General features: G+C 70.2%; 15 protein-coding genes. 2 read left to right on the top strand and 13 right to left on the bottom strand.

Going from position 1 to position 11,321, the window contains the following annotated elements; genetic code table 11:
- Window positions 1-253 precede the first annotated feature (253 nt).
- Complete coding sequence (locus KVT44_RS48080) at window positions 254-1,231, bottom strand: asparaginase (protein ID WP_099921904.1); 978 nt, start codon at window positions 1,229-1,231, stop codon at window positions 254-256.
- A gap of 238 nt (window positions 1,232-1,469) precedes the next feature.
- Complete coding sequence (locus KVT44_RS48075) at window positions 1,470-2,189, bottom strand: AmfC protein (protein WP_099921903.1); 720 nt, start codon at window positions 2,187-2,189, stop codon at window positions 1,470-1,472.
- A 258-nt stretch (window positions 2,190-2,447) separates the two neighbouring features.
- On the opposite strand from KVT44_RS48075, the gene dtd reads away from it, so the two are divergent.
- Window positions 2,448-2,885 (top strand): D-aminoacyl-tRNA deacylase, encoded by a 438-nt coding sequence (dtd, locus tag KVT44_RS48070; protein ID WP_101407999.1) that lies wholly within the window; start codon window positions 2,448-2,450, stop codon window positions 2,883-2,885.
- A 26-nt stretch (window positions 2,886-2,911) separates the two neighbouring features.
- Here the strand turns inward: dtd and KVT44_RS48065 are convergent, their stop codons facing one another.
- From KVT44_RS48065 to KVT44_RS48040, 6 genes are all read right to left on the bottom strand, one after another.
- Window positions 2,912-3,877 (bottom strand): folate-binding protein YgfZ, encoded by a 966-nt coding sequence (locus tag KVT44_RS48065; RefSeq protein WP_217574676.1) that lies wholly within the window; start codon window positions 3,875-3,877, stop codon window positions 2,912-2,914.
- Between the two features lie 9 nt (window positions 3,878-3,886).
- Window positions 3,887-4,324: a Fur family transcriptional regulator gene (locus KVT44_RS48060; protein WP_099921901.1), complete on the bottom strand. Its 438-nt coding sequence runs from the start codon at window positions 4,322-4,324 to the stop codon at window positions 3,887-3,889.
- A 95-nt stretch (window positions 4,325-4,419) separates the two neighbouring features.
- Window positions 4,420-4,995, bottom strand: coding sequence for an FABP family protein (locus KVT44_RS48055; RefSeq protein ID WP_099921900.1), 576 nt, complete (start codon window positions 4,993-4,995; stop codon window positions 4,420-4,422).
- A gap of 248 nt (window positions 4,996-5,243) precedes the next feature.
- Complete coding sequence (locus tag KVT44_RS48050; RefSeq protein WP_254650876.1) at window positions 5,244-6,236, bottom strand: hypothetical protein; 993 nt, start codon at window positions 6,234-6,236, stop codon at window positions 5,244-5,246.
- Window positions 6,233-7,135 carry a hypothetical protein gene (locus KVT44_RS48045; RefSeq protein WP_308314322.1) on the bottom strand — a complete coding sequence of 301 codons (903 nt, stop codon included), beginning with the start codon at window positions 7,133-7,135 and terminating at the stop codon, window positions 6,233-6,235. The genes KVT44_RS48050 and KVT44_RS48045 overlap by 4 nt, the downstream gene beginning before the upstream one ends.
- The gene (locus tag KVT44_RS48040) at window positions 7,132-7,908 is read right to left on the bottom strand and encodes a hypothetical protein (RefSeq protein WP_254650875.1); all 777 of its coding nucleotides are present in this window, start codon (window positions 7,906-7,908) and stop codon (window positions 7,132-7,134) included. The genes KVT44_RS48045 and KVT44_RS48040 overlap by 4 nt, the downstream gene beginning before the upstream one ends.
- A 150-nt stretch (window positions 7,909-8,058) precedes the next feature.
- On the opposite strand from KVT44_RS48040, the gene KVT44_RS48035 reads away from it, so the two are divergent.
- The gene (locus KVT44_RS48035) at window positions 8,059-8,421 is read left to right on the top strand and encodes a DsrE family protein (protein WP_099921899.1); all 363 of its coding nucleotides are present in this window, start codon (window positions 8,059-8,061) and stop codon (window positions 8,419-8,421) included.
- 64 nt (window positions 8,422-8,485) lie between these two features.
- On the opposite strand, the gene KVT44_RS48030 is transcribed toward KVT44_RS48035, so the two are convergent.
- The 5 genes from KVT44_RS48030 to KVT44_RS48015 form a co-directional block, all read right to left on the bottom strand.
- Window positions 8,486-8,746, bottom strand: coding sequence for a DUF3099 domain-containing protein (locus KVT44_RS48030; RefSeq protein ID WP_067371511.1), 261 nt, complete (start codon window positions 8,744-8,746; stop codon window positions 8,486-8,488).
- Between the two features lie 87 nt (window positions 8,747-8,833).
- Window positions 8,834-9,121 carry a DUF1416 domain-containing protein gene (locus tag KVT44_RS48025; protein ID WP_054232391.1) on the bottom strand — a complete coding sequence of 96 codons (288 nt, stop codon included), beginning with the start codon at window positions 9,119-9,121 and terminating at the stop codon, window positions 8,834-8,836.
- 30 nt (window positions 9,122-9,151) lie between these two features.
- Window positions 9,152-9,991 carry a sulfurtransferase gene (locus KVT44_RS48020; protein WP_099921898.1) on the bottom strand — a complete coding sequence of 280 codons (840 nt, stop codon included), beginning with the start codon at window positions 9,989-9,991 and terminating at the stop codon, window positions 9,152-9,154.
- A 140-nt stretch (window positions 9,992-10,131) separates the two neighbouring features.
- On the bottom strand, window positions 10,132-10,212 hold the full coding sequence (locus tag KVT44_RS61240; protein WP_350310325.1) for a putative leader peptide: 81 nt from the start codon (window positions 10,210-10,212) through the stop codon (window positions 10,132-10,134).
- Window positions 10,213-10,479: 267 nt separating this feature from the next.
- Window positions 10,480-11,232 (bottom strand): DUF2993 domain-containing protein, encoded by a 753-nt coding sequence (locus KVT44_RS48015; protein WP_217574674.1) that lies wholly within the window; start codon window positions 11,230-11,232, stop codon window positions 10,480-10,482.
- Window positions 11,233-11,321 lie beyond the last annotated feature (89 nt).

The following is an 11,321-nucleotide window of genomic DNA, read 5'->3' as shown; positions in this document are numbered from 1 at the left end:
GGGGGGGGGCGGGGGGGGGGGGGGGGGGGGGGGGGGGGGGGGGCGCCGCCGGGGGGGGGGGGGGGGGGCGTAGCCCCGGTGGGGTGCAGGGGCGTAGCCCCGCGGGGAGGTCGGGGGCGTAGCCCCGGTGGGGTGCAGGGGCGTAGCCCCGCGGGGGGGTCGGGGGCGTAGCCCCGGTGGGGTCGAAGGGGCGGAGCCCCTGGGGATGGGTTGGGTAGGGGCGGCGGGGGCGAGGAACGGTTGGAGGGCGGGCCTAGAACGTCGCTCGGATCTCGCCCACCTCGACGCCTCCGCCTGTCAGGGGGGCGTGGCCGATTTTGGAGAGGACCGGGGATTGCGTGCCCAAGAGGGACAGGGCGCGGGCGAGGACGGGGCCGAGTGCGCGGGTGGCACCGTCGTCGATCTTGAAGGCGAGGGCCCTGCCGTCGGGGAGGGCAACCGCCTGGACGGCCTCCGCGCCCATCTTGGAGAGGGCACCCGGTATCTCGCGCATGAGCCAGGTGTCGGGACGGCGCGTGCCGGCGACGTACTCGGGGTGGGCGCGCATGGCGTCGGCGACACGGCGTTCGGCGGAGCCGGGGGCGGCGAGGACGAAGGACCGGAAGGCACGGGCGAGGCCCGTGAGGCTGATCGCCATCAGCGGCGCACCGCAGCCGTCCGTACCGACCGCCGCCACCGACTCCCCCGCCGCCTCCTCGACCACCGTGTGGATGAGCTGCTGGAGCGGATGACCGGGGTCCAGGTAGGAGTCCAGGGGCCAGCCTCGCAGCGCGCACACCGCGAGCATCGCCGCGTGCTTGCCGGAGCAGTTCATGGTGACCCGGTCACGGACCGCGCCCCCGGCGAGATACGTCTCCGCCTCCGCCGGGTCCAGCGGCAGATCCGGCGGGCACTGCAACTGCCCGGCGTCCAGCCCGTGCTCGGCCAGCATCTTCTGGACGAGATCGCGGTGGAAGGCCTCCCCGGAGTGGCTGGCGGCGGCGAGAGCCAGCCGTTCGCCGGCCAGGTCCAGCCCCGCCCGCAGCACACCCGCCGCCTGCATCGGCTTGTTCGACGAGCGCGGGAAGACCGGCGCGGTCACCTCGCCCAGCGCCAGCTCGACCGACCCGTCCGCGGCCAGCAGCACCAGGCTGCCCCGATGCCGCCCCTCGACGAATCCCGAACGGACGACCTCGGCGAGAACAGGCGGTATGAAGGGGTCTGCGGGGACGGCAGGAGCGGCGGCGGACATCGGCGGTGGCCTTCCATGACAGGGACCCGCCCGGTGATCGAACCGCGGCACCGTACGGGAGGTCCCCCGATGGCGTGTCCCCGGCCGAGCCCCACGACCGCGACCCGGGCTGTTCCCGGGCGTGGCCGCCGCGACCGCGGAACCGGGCGCGGCCATGGGGCCCGGCCCCGGATGTCCCGGAGCGCCGGTGCCGCCGCAGCCGTCGCACGCGCCCCCGGGATCGCCGGGGGCCACCGCGTCACATGAGCAGGTCGTCTACTTGTGCTTCCCCATCACGGTACCTGCGGGCGATCTCGGCGCTGCAATCGTCGGCGGTGCGCTGCAGGTGCTGGCGCCGCCGGGAGACCTGCTGCTCGTAGCGCACCAACCGTCCCATCCCCGCGCCGAGCTCGTCGTCCGTACGTGCTTCCAGGTCCGACAGCTCCACCTCGGCGAGCATGTCCGCGGCCAGCCGCCGGTATTCCTCGCCGTACGGTGTGCCCACTGTCACATGGCGGGCCGACGAACGGTGCCGGGCGGGCGCGTCCGTCAGGATCTCCGCGAGCCGGTCGACGACCGACGCCCCGCCGGAACCGGAACCCGCTCCCCTCCCCCCGGCCGGACGCAGCCCCGGACTCGTTCCCAAGCCCGAGACCAGCGGCGCTCCCGACGTCGCGGAGGGCGCCCGCAGTCCCCCGCGGCGCGCCAGCTCGGCCCGCAGGATGTCGATGCGCCCCTGGAGCAGCCGCCGCACATAGCTGAGGTCGGCCTCGTCGCGCTGCGCGTCGCGCCGCAGGGTCCGCAGTTCGGGCAGCCGCAGCAGGGGCAGCTCGGGCGCGGGCGGGTCCGGGGGCAGCGGGCTGTCGGTGCGCTGCACGGGAGGACGATGAACCCCCGAACGACCGCCTCCCGCCCGCGGACTCGTACGGGTCAACGACACAGCCCCGGGCGGCTGCTGCCCGGTACTCGGTGTGCTCATGTGCCTCTACCGTCCCCTCGACCGGCGCGGTCCACCCCACGGTTGCACCGCAACACACGCATCGTGCCACCCCAAGTGGCCGCTATGTGACCGAGTGCCCCCGATCGGCCCCAGATGGGGGGGTAAGGAGCAAAAAGAAACCCCCAAAAGACCCCTCGAAAGAGGTCAGGGGATCACGCGCGAAAGCGTTGAGCCCTGTGACACGAAGGCGTTGAGCCCCGTGCAGGGGGCTCCTTCCCGCACGGCATGATGGTTCTCATGCGTGCGGTGGTACAGAGGGTGGACGGCGCGAGCGTCGTCGTGAACGGGGAACACGGTCCGGAAACGGTCGGGGCGATCGACGGCGAGGGGCTGTGCGTCCTCGTCGGTGTCACGCACGACGACACCAAGGAGAAGGCGGCCCAACTCGCCCGCAAACTCTGGTCCATCCGGATGCTGGCGGACGAGAAGTCGTGCTCCGACATCGACGCGCCGCTGCTCGTCATCAGCCAGTTCACCCTGTACGGCGACGCCCGCAAGGGCCGCCGCCCCACCTGGAACGCGGCCGCCCCCGGCGATGTCGCCGAACCCCTCGTCGACGAGGTCGTGGCCCAACTCCGCGCGCTGGGCGCCACGGTGGCGACGGGCCGGTTCGGCGCGCAGATGCGCGTCTCGCTGACGAACGACGGCCCGTTCACCGTGCTCCTGGAGATGTGACCCAGGAAATGCGACCCGCCTGAGCCCTACGGCTCGACCACGACCTCCTGCGCCGCCGCCGTCGTGTCCGCCAGCAGCCGCGCCTCCAGCGGCACGTTCCGCTTCACCAGGGCGAGCGCGATCGGGCCGAGCTCGTGGTGGCGTACGGAGGTGGTGATGAAGCCGATCTTCCGGCCGTCGGGACCGTCGTCCGCGAGGCGCAGTTCGGTGCCGTGCGGCGGCAGATGGACCTCGCTGCCGTCCAGGTGCAGAAAGACGAGCCGGCGCGGGGGCTTGCCCAGGTTCTGTACGCGGGCGACGGTCTCCTGGCCCCGGTAGCAGCCCTTCTGGAGGTGCACCGCGGTGCCGATCCAGCCCAGCTCGTGCGGGATCGTGCGGTGGTCGGTCTCGAAACCGAGCCGCGGGCGGTGGTGTTCGACGCGCAGCGCCTCGTAGGCCAGCAGCCCGGCCGCCGGACCGGCCTTCTCGGCGTACGACTCCAGGTCCGTACGCGGCAGGAAGAGATCACGCCCGTACGGCGTCTCGCGTACGACCACGCCCTCGGGGACCTCGGCGATCGAACCGGCCGGCAGGTGCACGACCGCGAAGTCGTCCGTGCGGTCGGCGGTCTCGACGCGGTAGAAGAACTTCATGGACTCCAGGTACGCGAGCAGCGCGTCCTGGGTGCCGGGTTCGACGTGGGCCCAGGTCGTGGTGCCGTCGTCGACGAGGTACAGCGCGTGCTCGATGTGGCCGTGCGCGGAGAGGATCAGCGCCTCGGTGGCGCGGCCCGCCGGGAGGTCCGTGACGTGCTGGGTGAGCAGCAGGTGCAGCCAGCTCAGCCGGTCGTCGCCGGTGACGGCGACGACGCCGCGGTGCGAGAGGTCCACGAAGCCGTTGCCGTCGGCGAGGGCGCGCTGCTCGCGGAACAGGTCGCCGTAATGGGCTGCGACCTGTTCATCCACGCCTTCGGCGGGGACGGCGCCGGGCAGGGACAGGAGAGGGCTCTTCATACACCTAGCCTACGACTTGGTAGTTGAACTCTTGAGAGAGCAGTCCTTGCACCGGCCGAAGATCGCGAAGTGCTTCATGTCCGTCTCGAAGCCGAACGTGTCCCGGAGCTTCGCGGTGAACTCCGCGGCGACCGAGACGTCGGCCTCGATGACGTTCGTGCAGTCCCGGCAGACCAGGTGGATGTGGTGATGCCGGTCGGCGAGATGGTAGGTCGGCGCGCCGTGCCCGAGGTGGGCGTGACTGACCAGACCGAGCTCCTCCAGGAGCTCCAGGGTCCGGTAGACGGTGGAAATGTTGACCCCCGACGCCGTCTTCCTCACTTCGATGAGGATGTCGTCGGGGGTCGCGTGCTCCAGGGTGTCCACAGCTTCGAGGACAAGCTGGCGCTGCGGCGTCAGCCGGTAGCCGCGCTGCCTCAGGTCGCTCTTCCAGTCGGTGCTCACCACACAGGAAGTCTAGGACCATTCCGGGATGTGACGACCTGAGGAGAGCCACCGAACCGGCCGGACCACTTCCGAACTGCTTCCTGACTGCTTTCCGGCTACTTGAAGAACGCGATTCCGTCGTCCGGCATGTCGTCCGGGAGGGCCTTGGCCCAGCGCTCGACGTCCTCCGGAGTGACGACCTTCTTCAGGTGCGCGGACATGTAGGGGCGCAGCTCGACCTCGGGGGTCTGCTTCTCACCGACCCACATGAGGTCGCTCTTCACATAGCCGTAGAGACGCTTGCCGCCGGTGTAGGGACCCGAGGCCGCCGTCCGTGCCACGGCGTCGGTGACCAGGTCGATCTGCGGCGTCTTGGCCGCCAGGTCGCCGTACCAGATCTCGACGACACCGTCGTCGCGGGTCATGACGACCTCGACCTTGCGGTCGGGGTGGACACGCCAGAAGCCGGACTCGGTCTCCAGCGGCCGGACCTTGTTCCCGTCGGCGTCGAGCACCCAGGTGTGCGAGTGGTACTCCAGGAAGTCGCGCCCGTCGTGGGTGAAGGTGACCTCCTGTCCGAAGTTGCACTTCTCGGAGCCGGGGAAGTCGTGAACACCCGCACCGGCCCAGTTGCCGAGCAGGAAGGCAAGGGGAAGCAGGTCCTTGTGCAGGTCGGACGGGATCTCGATCATGAGCTCGGCAGTTCCTCGATGGGGGTCAGCGCTGGCCCTGGTACAGCTTCTTCACGGTCAGCCCGGCGAAGGCGAGCACGCCGACGCAGACCAGGACCAGCAGGGTTTCGAAGAAGATCTCCACGGGGTGCTCCTCGGATGAGCGGGGTGGGCGGTACAAGAGCCGAGCCCCAGCTTAGTGGGCCGGGGCTCGGGGCTCTCTGCGAGGTACTCCTGGGCGATTCTCTGCGAGGTACGCCCGGGCGTGTTCAGCCGAGCAACTGGCTCTGGAGGACCACCGTCTGCTGGAACGGCACCGCCTTCGCGGCGCCCTTGCGGGACTGCACGATCAGGGCGAGGGTGTCCCCGGCCGAGAGGTACGCCTGGCGGACCTGCTCGGCGCCGTACGGCTTGACCTCGTCGTACGCGTGACGGATCACGTCGTCGACCGCGGCGCGGTCCGGGAACCGGTCGTCGGCCATCATCCGCTCGGCGCCGCGCAATGCGTAGATCGGCGTGTTGTAGCTGGTCAGCCCGGGCGAGTTCACCTCGTCCGCGACGACGACCGAGTCGAACTGCAACAGGTAGATCCGGGTGTGCGTACCGTCCGGCGTCGTCCAGCCGCGCGCCGCGATGTGCCGCAGACCGTTGTCGGTCAGCTGCTGCCCGACCGTCTCCCGGTCGTCCCGCGAGGCGTACTCCGCCAGGAACGTCTTCGTCGCCAGCCAACCGTCCGTCCCGCGCAGCGCCGCGTCGACGTGTGCGCCCTTCGGGGCGGGCAGCACGAGCCGCCGCAGGTCGGCGTAGTGGGTGCCGGTCCTGTTCGACTCGGCGAGCGGGCGCGGGCTGCCGGAGGGCAGCGGCGGCCGGGTGATCGTCGGGTAGTCCCAGCGCCCGTCCGACTCCGTCGCCAGACCGGGTACGTCGGTGCGGTCCATGCGGGTGATGCCGTACGCGACCGACGTGCCGACCGCCGCGAAGACCACGGTGGCGGCGGTCCAGCGGAGCAGGGCCCGCAGCACCCGACGGTCCTTGCGCACCGGGGCCGGGGGCACCTCGGACCCGACGGCCGTGGACGGCACCTCCGGGTCAACCGCGGGCACGGCCTCGGGGGCGGCGACCGCCGTCGCCTCCTCGGGCGCGGGTGGCTGCGCGGCCGGCACCTCGACCGGAGTCGTGGTCCCGTCCTCGACGGGCGTCGGCGTCGCGTTCTCGACCGGCGTCGCCGCCGCGTCCTCGACGGAGCTCGTCTGCTCGGTCATACCGCCTCCCCCGGCTCGGCGATGCGGTCGAGCTGCTCGCGCAGCAGCATCGCGACACCCTTGGTGTTCAACGGCTTGGCCCCGTAGGCGGTCGCGCTGACCAGCACGTCACCCTGGTAGGCGGAGCAGACCATCATGTCGAGCTTCTCGTCCTTGTCCTTGGGCGGCAGGAAGCACTTGGCGTTCTTGTGGCCCTTGATCTCGGGCCCCTTGCGGAAGATCTTGAGAGCGTCGAAGAACTCGTTCTGGAACGTCGACATGCCCTTCACCGCCGCCTTGTCCTCGATCTGGGCCAGCTCGACGCTCATGGTGAAGCCGCTGTCGGCATACAGCGTGGAGTTGAACCCGCTGGAGGTGCTGAGGTAGCTGCGCATCGCGATGCCCTTGGTGCGCTGCTTGTCGATCCGCTTCTCCAACTCCCGCCGCTGGGAACGCGGCAGGTCGCGCAGCGCCTCCTTGCGCAGAGCGGTGGCCTCGGGCCCGCTGAGCGAGGCGTCGGAGCCGAACTCGCCGATGTCCGGGCCCCGACTCCAGCCCTCGGTGCCGTACGGCACGAGCATCGCGGCGAGTCCCGAGGCGGTCTTCGCCGTCTTGGCGTCGTTGGGGGCGGGAACCGGGAAGGTCCAGGAAGGCGCGCCGGGGTCCCGGTCGGCGTCCTGGACGGTCACGACGGTGTAGCCGGCGCCGCCGAGGACGGCCGCGACGAGGAGCACGGAACCGGCGACGGCGGCGATGCGCCCCCGGCGGAGGGGCTTCTTGGGTTTCTTGACGGGGGCGATGGATTCGGGCGCGGCGGGTTCGGGCGCGGGCTCCTGAACAAGCTCCTCGATGCGTTCCTTGACCGGCTCCTCCACGCGTTCCTGGACGGGCTGCTCGCTCATCGGTTGCTCGTCTGTCACAGCCGCTCCATCTGCCGCTCGGCCAGGTCCATGATCTTGGCCTTGGGAATCGGCTTGGTGTCGTAGATCCAGATCTCCATGGCGATGTCACCGCGCCAGGCGTGCGCCTCGGCCTCGTACATCGGGAGGTAACCGGGCTTCGTGTCCGGCTTGGTGTGGACGTAGGCCATGCCGTCGCCCGTCCCCGGGACGGCCCAGACATGGGTGCCGCTCTTCGTGTTCGCCCAGTAGCGGCCCTCGGCCGCGGCGTCGGAGGCGCCGAGTTTCTCCTCCTGCCGGTACTGGATGAGGCGGACCTCCACGCTGTACGTGCTGCCCACCGTCCAGCCGGTGGCAGCCGCACGCCGGAACTCGGCGCTGATCAGGTCACCGAAGGCGTTGGCCGGCTTGGTGTACTGCTCCGCGTAGTCGGCGATGCCCATCCAGCCCTTGTCGCCCGGCACGTACTCGGCGTCCCGCGTCCCCTTCGGCCGCTTGACCAGCAGCTTGCGCAGGTCGTCGTCGGTCTTCACCCGGCGGTCCTGCGCGGCGGACAGGGGTTCGGGACCGGCGCCCTTGGCCTGGGCGACCACGGGCTGCGAGAGCGACGGCAGCTTGGTCGGCTCCCGTTCGGCCTGGATCAGAAAACCGGCACAGGTGCCCCCGACCAGCCCGAGCACGGCGGCCGTGGCGATCAACAGGGCCGTACGCCCCCGCCGACGTACGCGAGGCGTTTCCTCCTGGATCTCCTCACGGATTTCCTCAGGGATCTCCTCTCGGATCTCCTCATCCATCTCTTCGACTTCCACGACATCCCCCCACGGAACGCGACGCACGGATTCCGTATCCGCGCGCACAGGAGACCCATGGGAATCTCACGGGGTTGTAAGGGACATGATCACGATTCGGACTCTCCCCGAACGCCCCCGGACTACCATGCGGCCATGGCGAAGAAGCTCGTGATCAAGGTGACGGCGGGGGCCGATGCCCCCGAGCGCTGCTCGCAGGCGTTCACGGTCGCGGCGGTGGCCGTGGCCAGCGGGGTCGAGGTCTCCCTGTGGCTGACCGGCGAGTCCTCGTGGTTCGCGCTGCCGGGCCGGGCCGCCGAGTTCGAGCTGCCGCACGCGGCGCCGCTGCCCGATCTGATCGACTCGGTCCTGGCCGCGGGCCGGCTCACCCTGTGCACCCAGTGCGCGGCGCGCCGGGACATCACGGAGAAGGACGTCATCGACGGCGTACGCATCGCGGGCGCCCAGGTGTTCGTCCAGGAGGCGCTGGCGGACGATACCCAGGCGCTCGTCTACTGACGGTGCCGCGCGTACGGAAGGCGCTGCGCGCGCCCTCCTACGGACGGCGCTTCCTGCCGTCGAGCTACGGGCGGCGCTTCTTGCCGTCGAGTTCGTCCCACCACTCGTCGGACTTCTGATCCCCGGACGGGTCGTCCCACCAGCGGTCCTCGGGCCCCCGCCGGTTGGCGACCATCGCGGCGAACGGCGGAATCACCATCGCCACCACACACATCCCCACGGCCACGGGAATCGACCAGATCCTTACGACTCCCCAGGCCAGGACGAAAAGACCGATGCACGTCCCCATCATGGCGAAGTAGACGTGTCGCCGTCGTGCGTACATACCTCAAGCGTAGGCCCGTACATGCCGAAGGGCCGCACCCCGAGCGTCCAACCCTGGGGTGCGGCCCTTCGGCCACTCAGAGTGCCGTCAGACGGCGATCGCGACCTCGGCGAGGCCGCCCGTCTGGGCGACGACCGTGCGGTCCGCGGTGCCACCGGGGACCAGGGCGCGTACGGTCCAGGTGCCCTCGGCCGCGTAGAAGCGGAACTGGCCCGTCGCGGAGGTGGGGACCTCCGCCGTGAACTCGCCGGTCGAGTCCAGCAGGCGCACGTAACCGGTGACGGGCTCGCCGTCGCGGGTCACCTGGCCCTGGATGGTGGTCTCACCGGGCTTGATCGTCGAGGCGTCGGGGCCGCCGGCCTTCGCTCCACACATATTTCGATTCCGTCCTTCAGGCCTTGAGGGTTACTTGTTGGCGCCGAGCTCGATCGGGACGCCGACCAGGGAGCCGTACTCGGTCCAGGAGCCGTCGTAGTTCTTGACGTTCTCCACGCCGAGCAGCTCGTGCAGCACGAACCAGGTGAGCGCGGAACGCTCACCGATGCGGCAGTACGCGATGGTGTCCTTGGCGAGGTCGACCTGCTCCTCGGCGTAGAGCTCCTTGAGCTCGTCGTCCGACTTGAAGGTGCCGTCGTCGTTGGCGTTCTTCGACCACGGGATGTTGCGGGCGGTCGGGACGTGGCCCGGACGCTGCGACTGCTCCTGCGGCAGGTGGGCCGGGGCGAGCAGCTTGCCGCTGAACTCGTCGGGCGAGCGGACGTCGACCAGGTTCTGCGAACCGATCGAGGCGATCACGTCGTCGCGGAAGGCGCGGATCGCGGTGTTCTGGGCCTTGGCCTTGTAGTCGGTCGCGGCGCGGTTGGGGACCTCGACGACCAGGTCGCGGGAGTCGAGCTCCCACTTCTTGCGGCCGCCGTCGAGGAGCTTGACGTTCTCGTGGCCGTACAGCTTGAAGTACCAGTAGGCGTAGGACGCGAACCAGTTGTTGTTGCCGCCGTAGAGGACCACCAGCGTGTCGTTGGCGATGCCCTTCTCCGACAGGAGCTTCTCGAAGCCCTCCTGGTCGATGAAGTCACGGCGGACCGGGTCCTGGAGGTCCTTGGTCCAGTCGATCCGGATCGCGTTCTTGATGTGGTTCTTCTCGTACGCGGACGTGTCCTCGTCGACCTCGACGATGGCCACGCTCGGGTCGTCCAGGTGGTCCTGGACCCAGTCGGCGTCGACCAGGACGTCGCTGCGGCTCATGCTGTTTCTCCTCCGGGGCAGTTGCGGCGGGGCGGTGCGTTAGACAGAGGGTGCGCGGTCATGCCTGTCGAGGCTGCGCGGCGCGCACGGGGACCCTGGCGAAGAGGGGCCAGGGGAGGGCGGACGGACGAATGTCCCGCTCAGAAGGTGCGACAGAGCATGGCGGCGACGCGGCACAGGTCTACTGCCCGCCGCTTCGTGAGATCCGCCTGTCGCTTCATGGGTCCGATCGTAGGGACGGACAGGCGGGCATGTCACCGGTGTGTCGGATGCTGAGATGCGATCGTCCGGGATGTGGGACGCCTTCACCGCCGGGACGGCCCCCGCGGGGATTCCGGGCGGCCGTATCCGTCATCACACCGCGCGCACATCTGCGGTACGGACGGGCCCGTCTCGCCCCTCGGACAGCTCTCCGGCCGCAGTCTCCCTGACCTCTGCCCTCTGCCCTCCGGCGGCTGCTGACCTCTGTCCTCCGGCCGCTGACCCTTCTACCCGACCAGCTTGACGTTCGAACCCTTCACGGAGACGTCCACGCCGTTCGCTCCCGCCTGGACCGTGTCGAGCTGGATGCCGCCCGGCAGCTCGCCGATCTTCTGCTCGAAGTCGGTGATCGCGCGCACCCGGTTCTCGGCGAGGTCGACGCCCAGCTTGGGGAGGGAGTCCGCGTGCACCTTGACCGTGTTGCCCCCGACGACCGTGACCGAGCTGAGCACGGAGACCGGCTGGGGCACCTTGGTGCCGCCGATGCTGACCTCGACCGCCACCTTGATCTTGCCGTTGCCGCCGTCGGAGAGGCCGACGACCCGGGCGGTGACCCCGGGACCGACCTGCGTGGGCTGGGACTTGGCGGTCTTGAGCAGCTCGGCGTACCCGATGGACGCGGAGCCGGTGGCGCTGTCGGCGGTGGCGGAGCTGTAGTCGCCGTTGAAGGCGACGCCGTGCATCTCGGCGTTCAGGTCGTCGATACGGATGCTGCCGGTGCCGCCCGCACTGCCCGCGCCGCTCGTCGACGCCTCGTAGTCCTTGATGCCGATCTTCACGTCGTCGAGTTCGCCACCGACGACCTGGGTGAGGAAGGGGAAGCCCTCGATGGACACGTCCGGCGTACTCGCCAGGCCCTCGGTGCTCTTGATCCGGTCCGCAGCCTTGTTCTCCGCGAAACCGACCGCCACCCGGTCCGCGATCACGAACAGGCCGCCGAGAATGACGGTGACGATCAGGATTATTCGCAGTGCACGCATGCGCGGTGTTCCCCACCTCGAACGGATCCGGACGACCGAGTGGCCTCCCTCGCGAACCTAACCCCGAAGGGCCCCGCGACGGGGGCCCT

The sequence above is a fragment of the Streptomyces sp. GbtcB7 genome, from assembly GCF_019091445.1.
Lineage (GTDB): Bacteria > Actinomycetota > Actinomycetes > Streptomycetales > Streptomycetaceae > Streptomyces > Streptomyces mirabilis.
Note: the sequence above shows the minus strand (reverse complement) of the source record. Positions and strands in the feature narration are given on the sequence as shown.

What these genes read in the sequence shown, in the direction of transcription:
- KVT44_RS48080 (WP_099921904.1), bottom strand. Translation starts at nt 1,231, where the DNA reads ATGTCCGCCGCCGCTCCTGCCGTCCCCGCAGACCCCTTCATACCGCCT.
- KVT44_RS48075 (WP_099921903.1), bottom strand. Translation starts at nt 2,189, where the DNA reads ATGAGCACACCGAGTACCGGGCAGCAGCCGCCCGGGGCTGTGTCGTTG.
- dtd (WP_101407999.1), top strand. Translation starts at nt 2,448, where the DNA reads ATGCGTGCGGTGGTACAGAGGGTGGACGGCGCGAGCGTCGTCGTGAAC.
- KVT44_RS48065 (WP_217574676.1), bottom strand. Translation starts at nt 3,877, where the DNA reads ATGAAGAGCCCTCTCCTGTCCCTGCCCGGCGCCGTCCCCGCCGAAGGC.
- KVT44_RS48055 (WP_099921900.1), bottom strand. Translation starts at nt 4,995, where the DNA reads ATGATCGAGATCCCGTCCGACCTGCACAAGGACCTGCTTCCCCTTGCC.
- KVT44_RS48050 (WP_254650876.1), bottom strand. Translation starts at nt 6,236, where the DNA reads ATGACCGAGCAGACGAGCTCCGTCGAGGACGCGGCGGCGACGCCGGTC.
- KVT44_RS48040 (WP_254650875.1), bottom strand. Translation starts at nt 7,908, where the DNA reads ATGGATGAGGAGATCCGAGAGGAGATCCCTGAGGAAATCCGTGAGGAG.
- KVT44_RS48035 (WP_099921899.1), top strand. Translation starts at nt 8,059, where the DNA reads ATGGCGAAGAAGCTCGTGATCAAGGTGACGGCGGGGGCCGATGCCCCC.
- KVT44_RS48030 (WP_067371511.1), bottom strand. Translation starts at nt 8,746, where the DNA reads ATGTACGCACGACGGCGACACGTCTACTTCGCCATGATGGGGACGTGC.
- KVT44_RS48025 (WP_054232391.1), bottom strand. Translation starts at nt 9,121, where the DNA reads ATGTGTGGAGCGAAGGCCGGCGGCCCCGACGCCTCGACGATCAAGCCC.
- KVT44_RS48020 (WP_099921898.1), bottom strand. Translation starts at nt 9,991, where the DNA reads ATGAGCCGCAGCGACGTCCTGGTCGACGCCGACTGGGTCCAGGACCAC.
- KVT44_RS61240 (WP_350310325.1), bottom strand. Translation starts at nt 10,212, where the DNA reads ATGAAGCGACAGGCGGATCTCACGAAGCGGCGGGCAGTAGACCTGTGC.
- KVT44_RS48015 (WP_217574674.1), bottom strand. Translation starts at nt 11,232, where the DNA reads ATGCGTGCACTGCGAATAATCCTGATCGTCACCGTCATTCTCGGCGGC.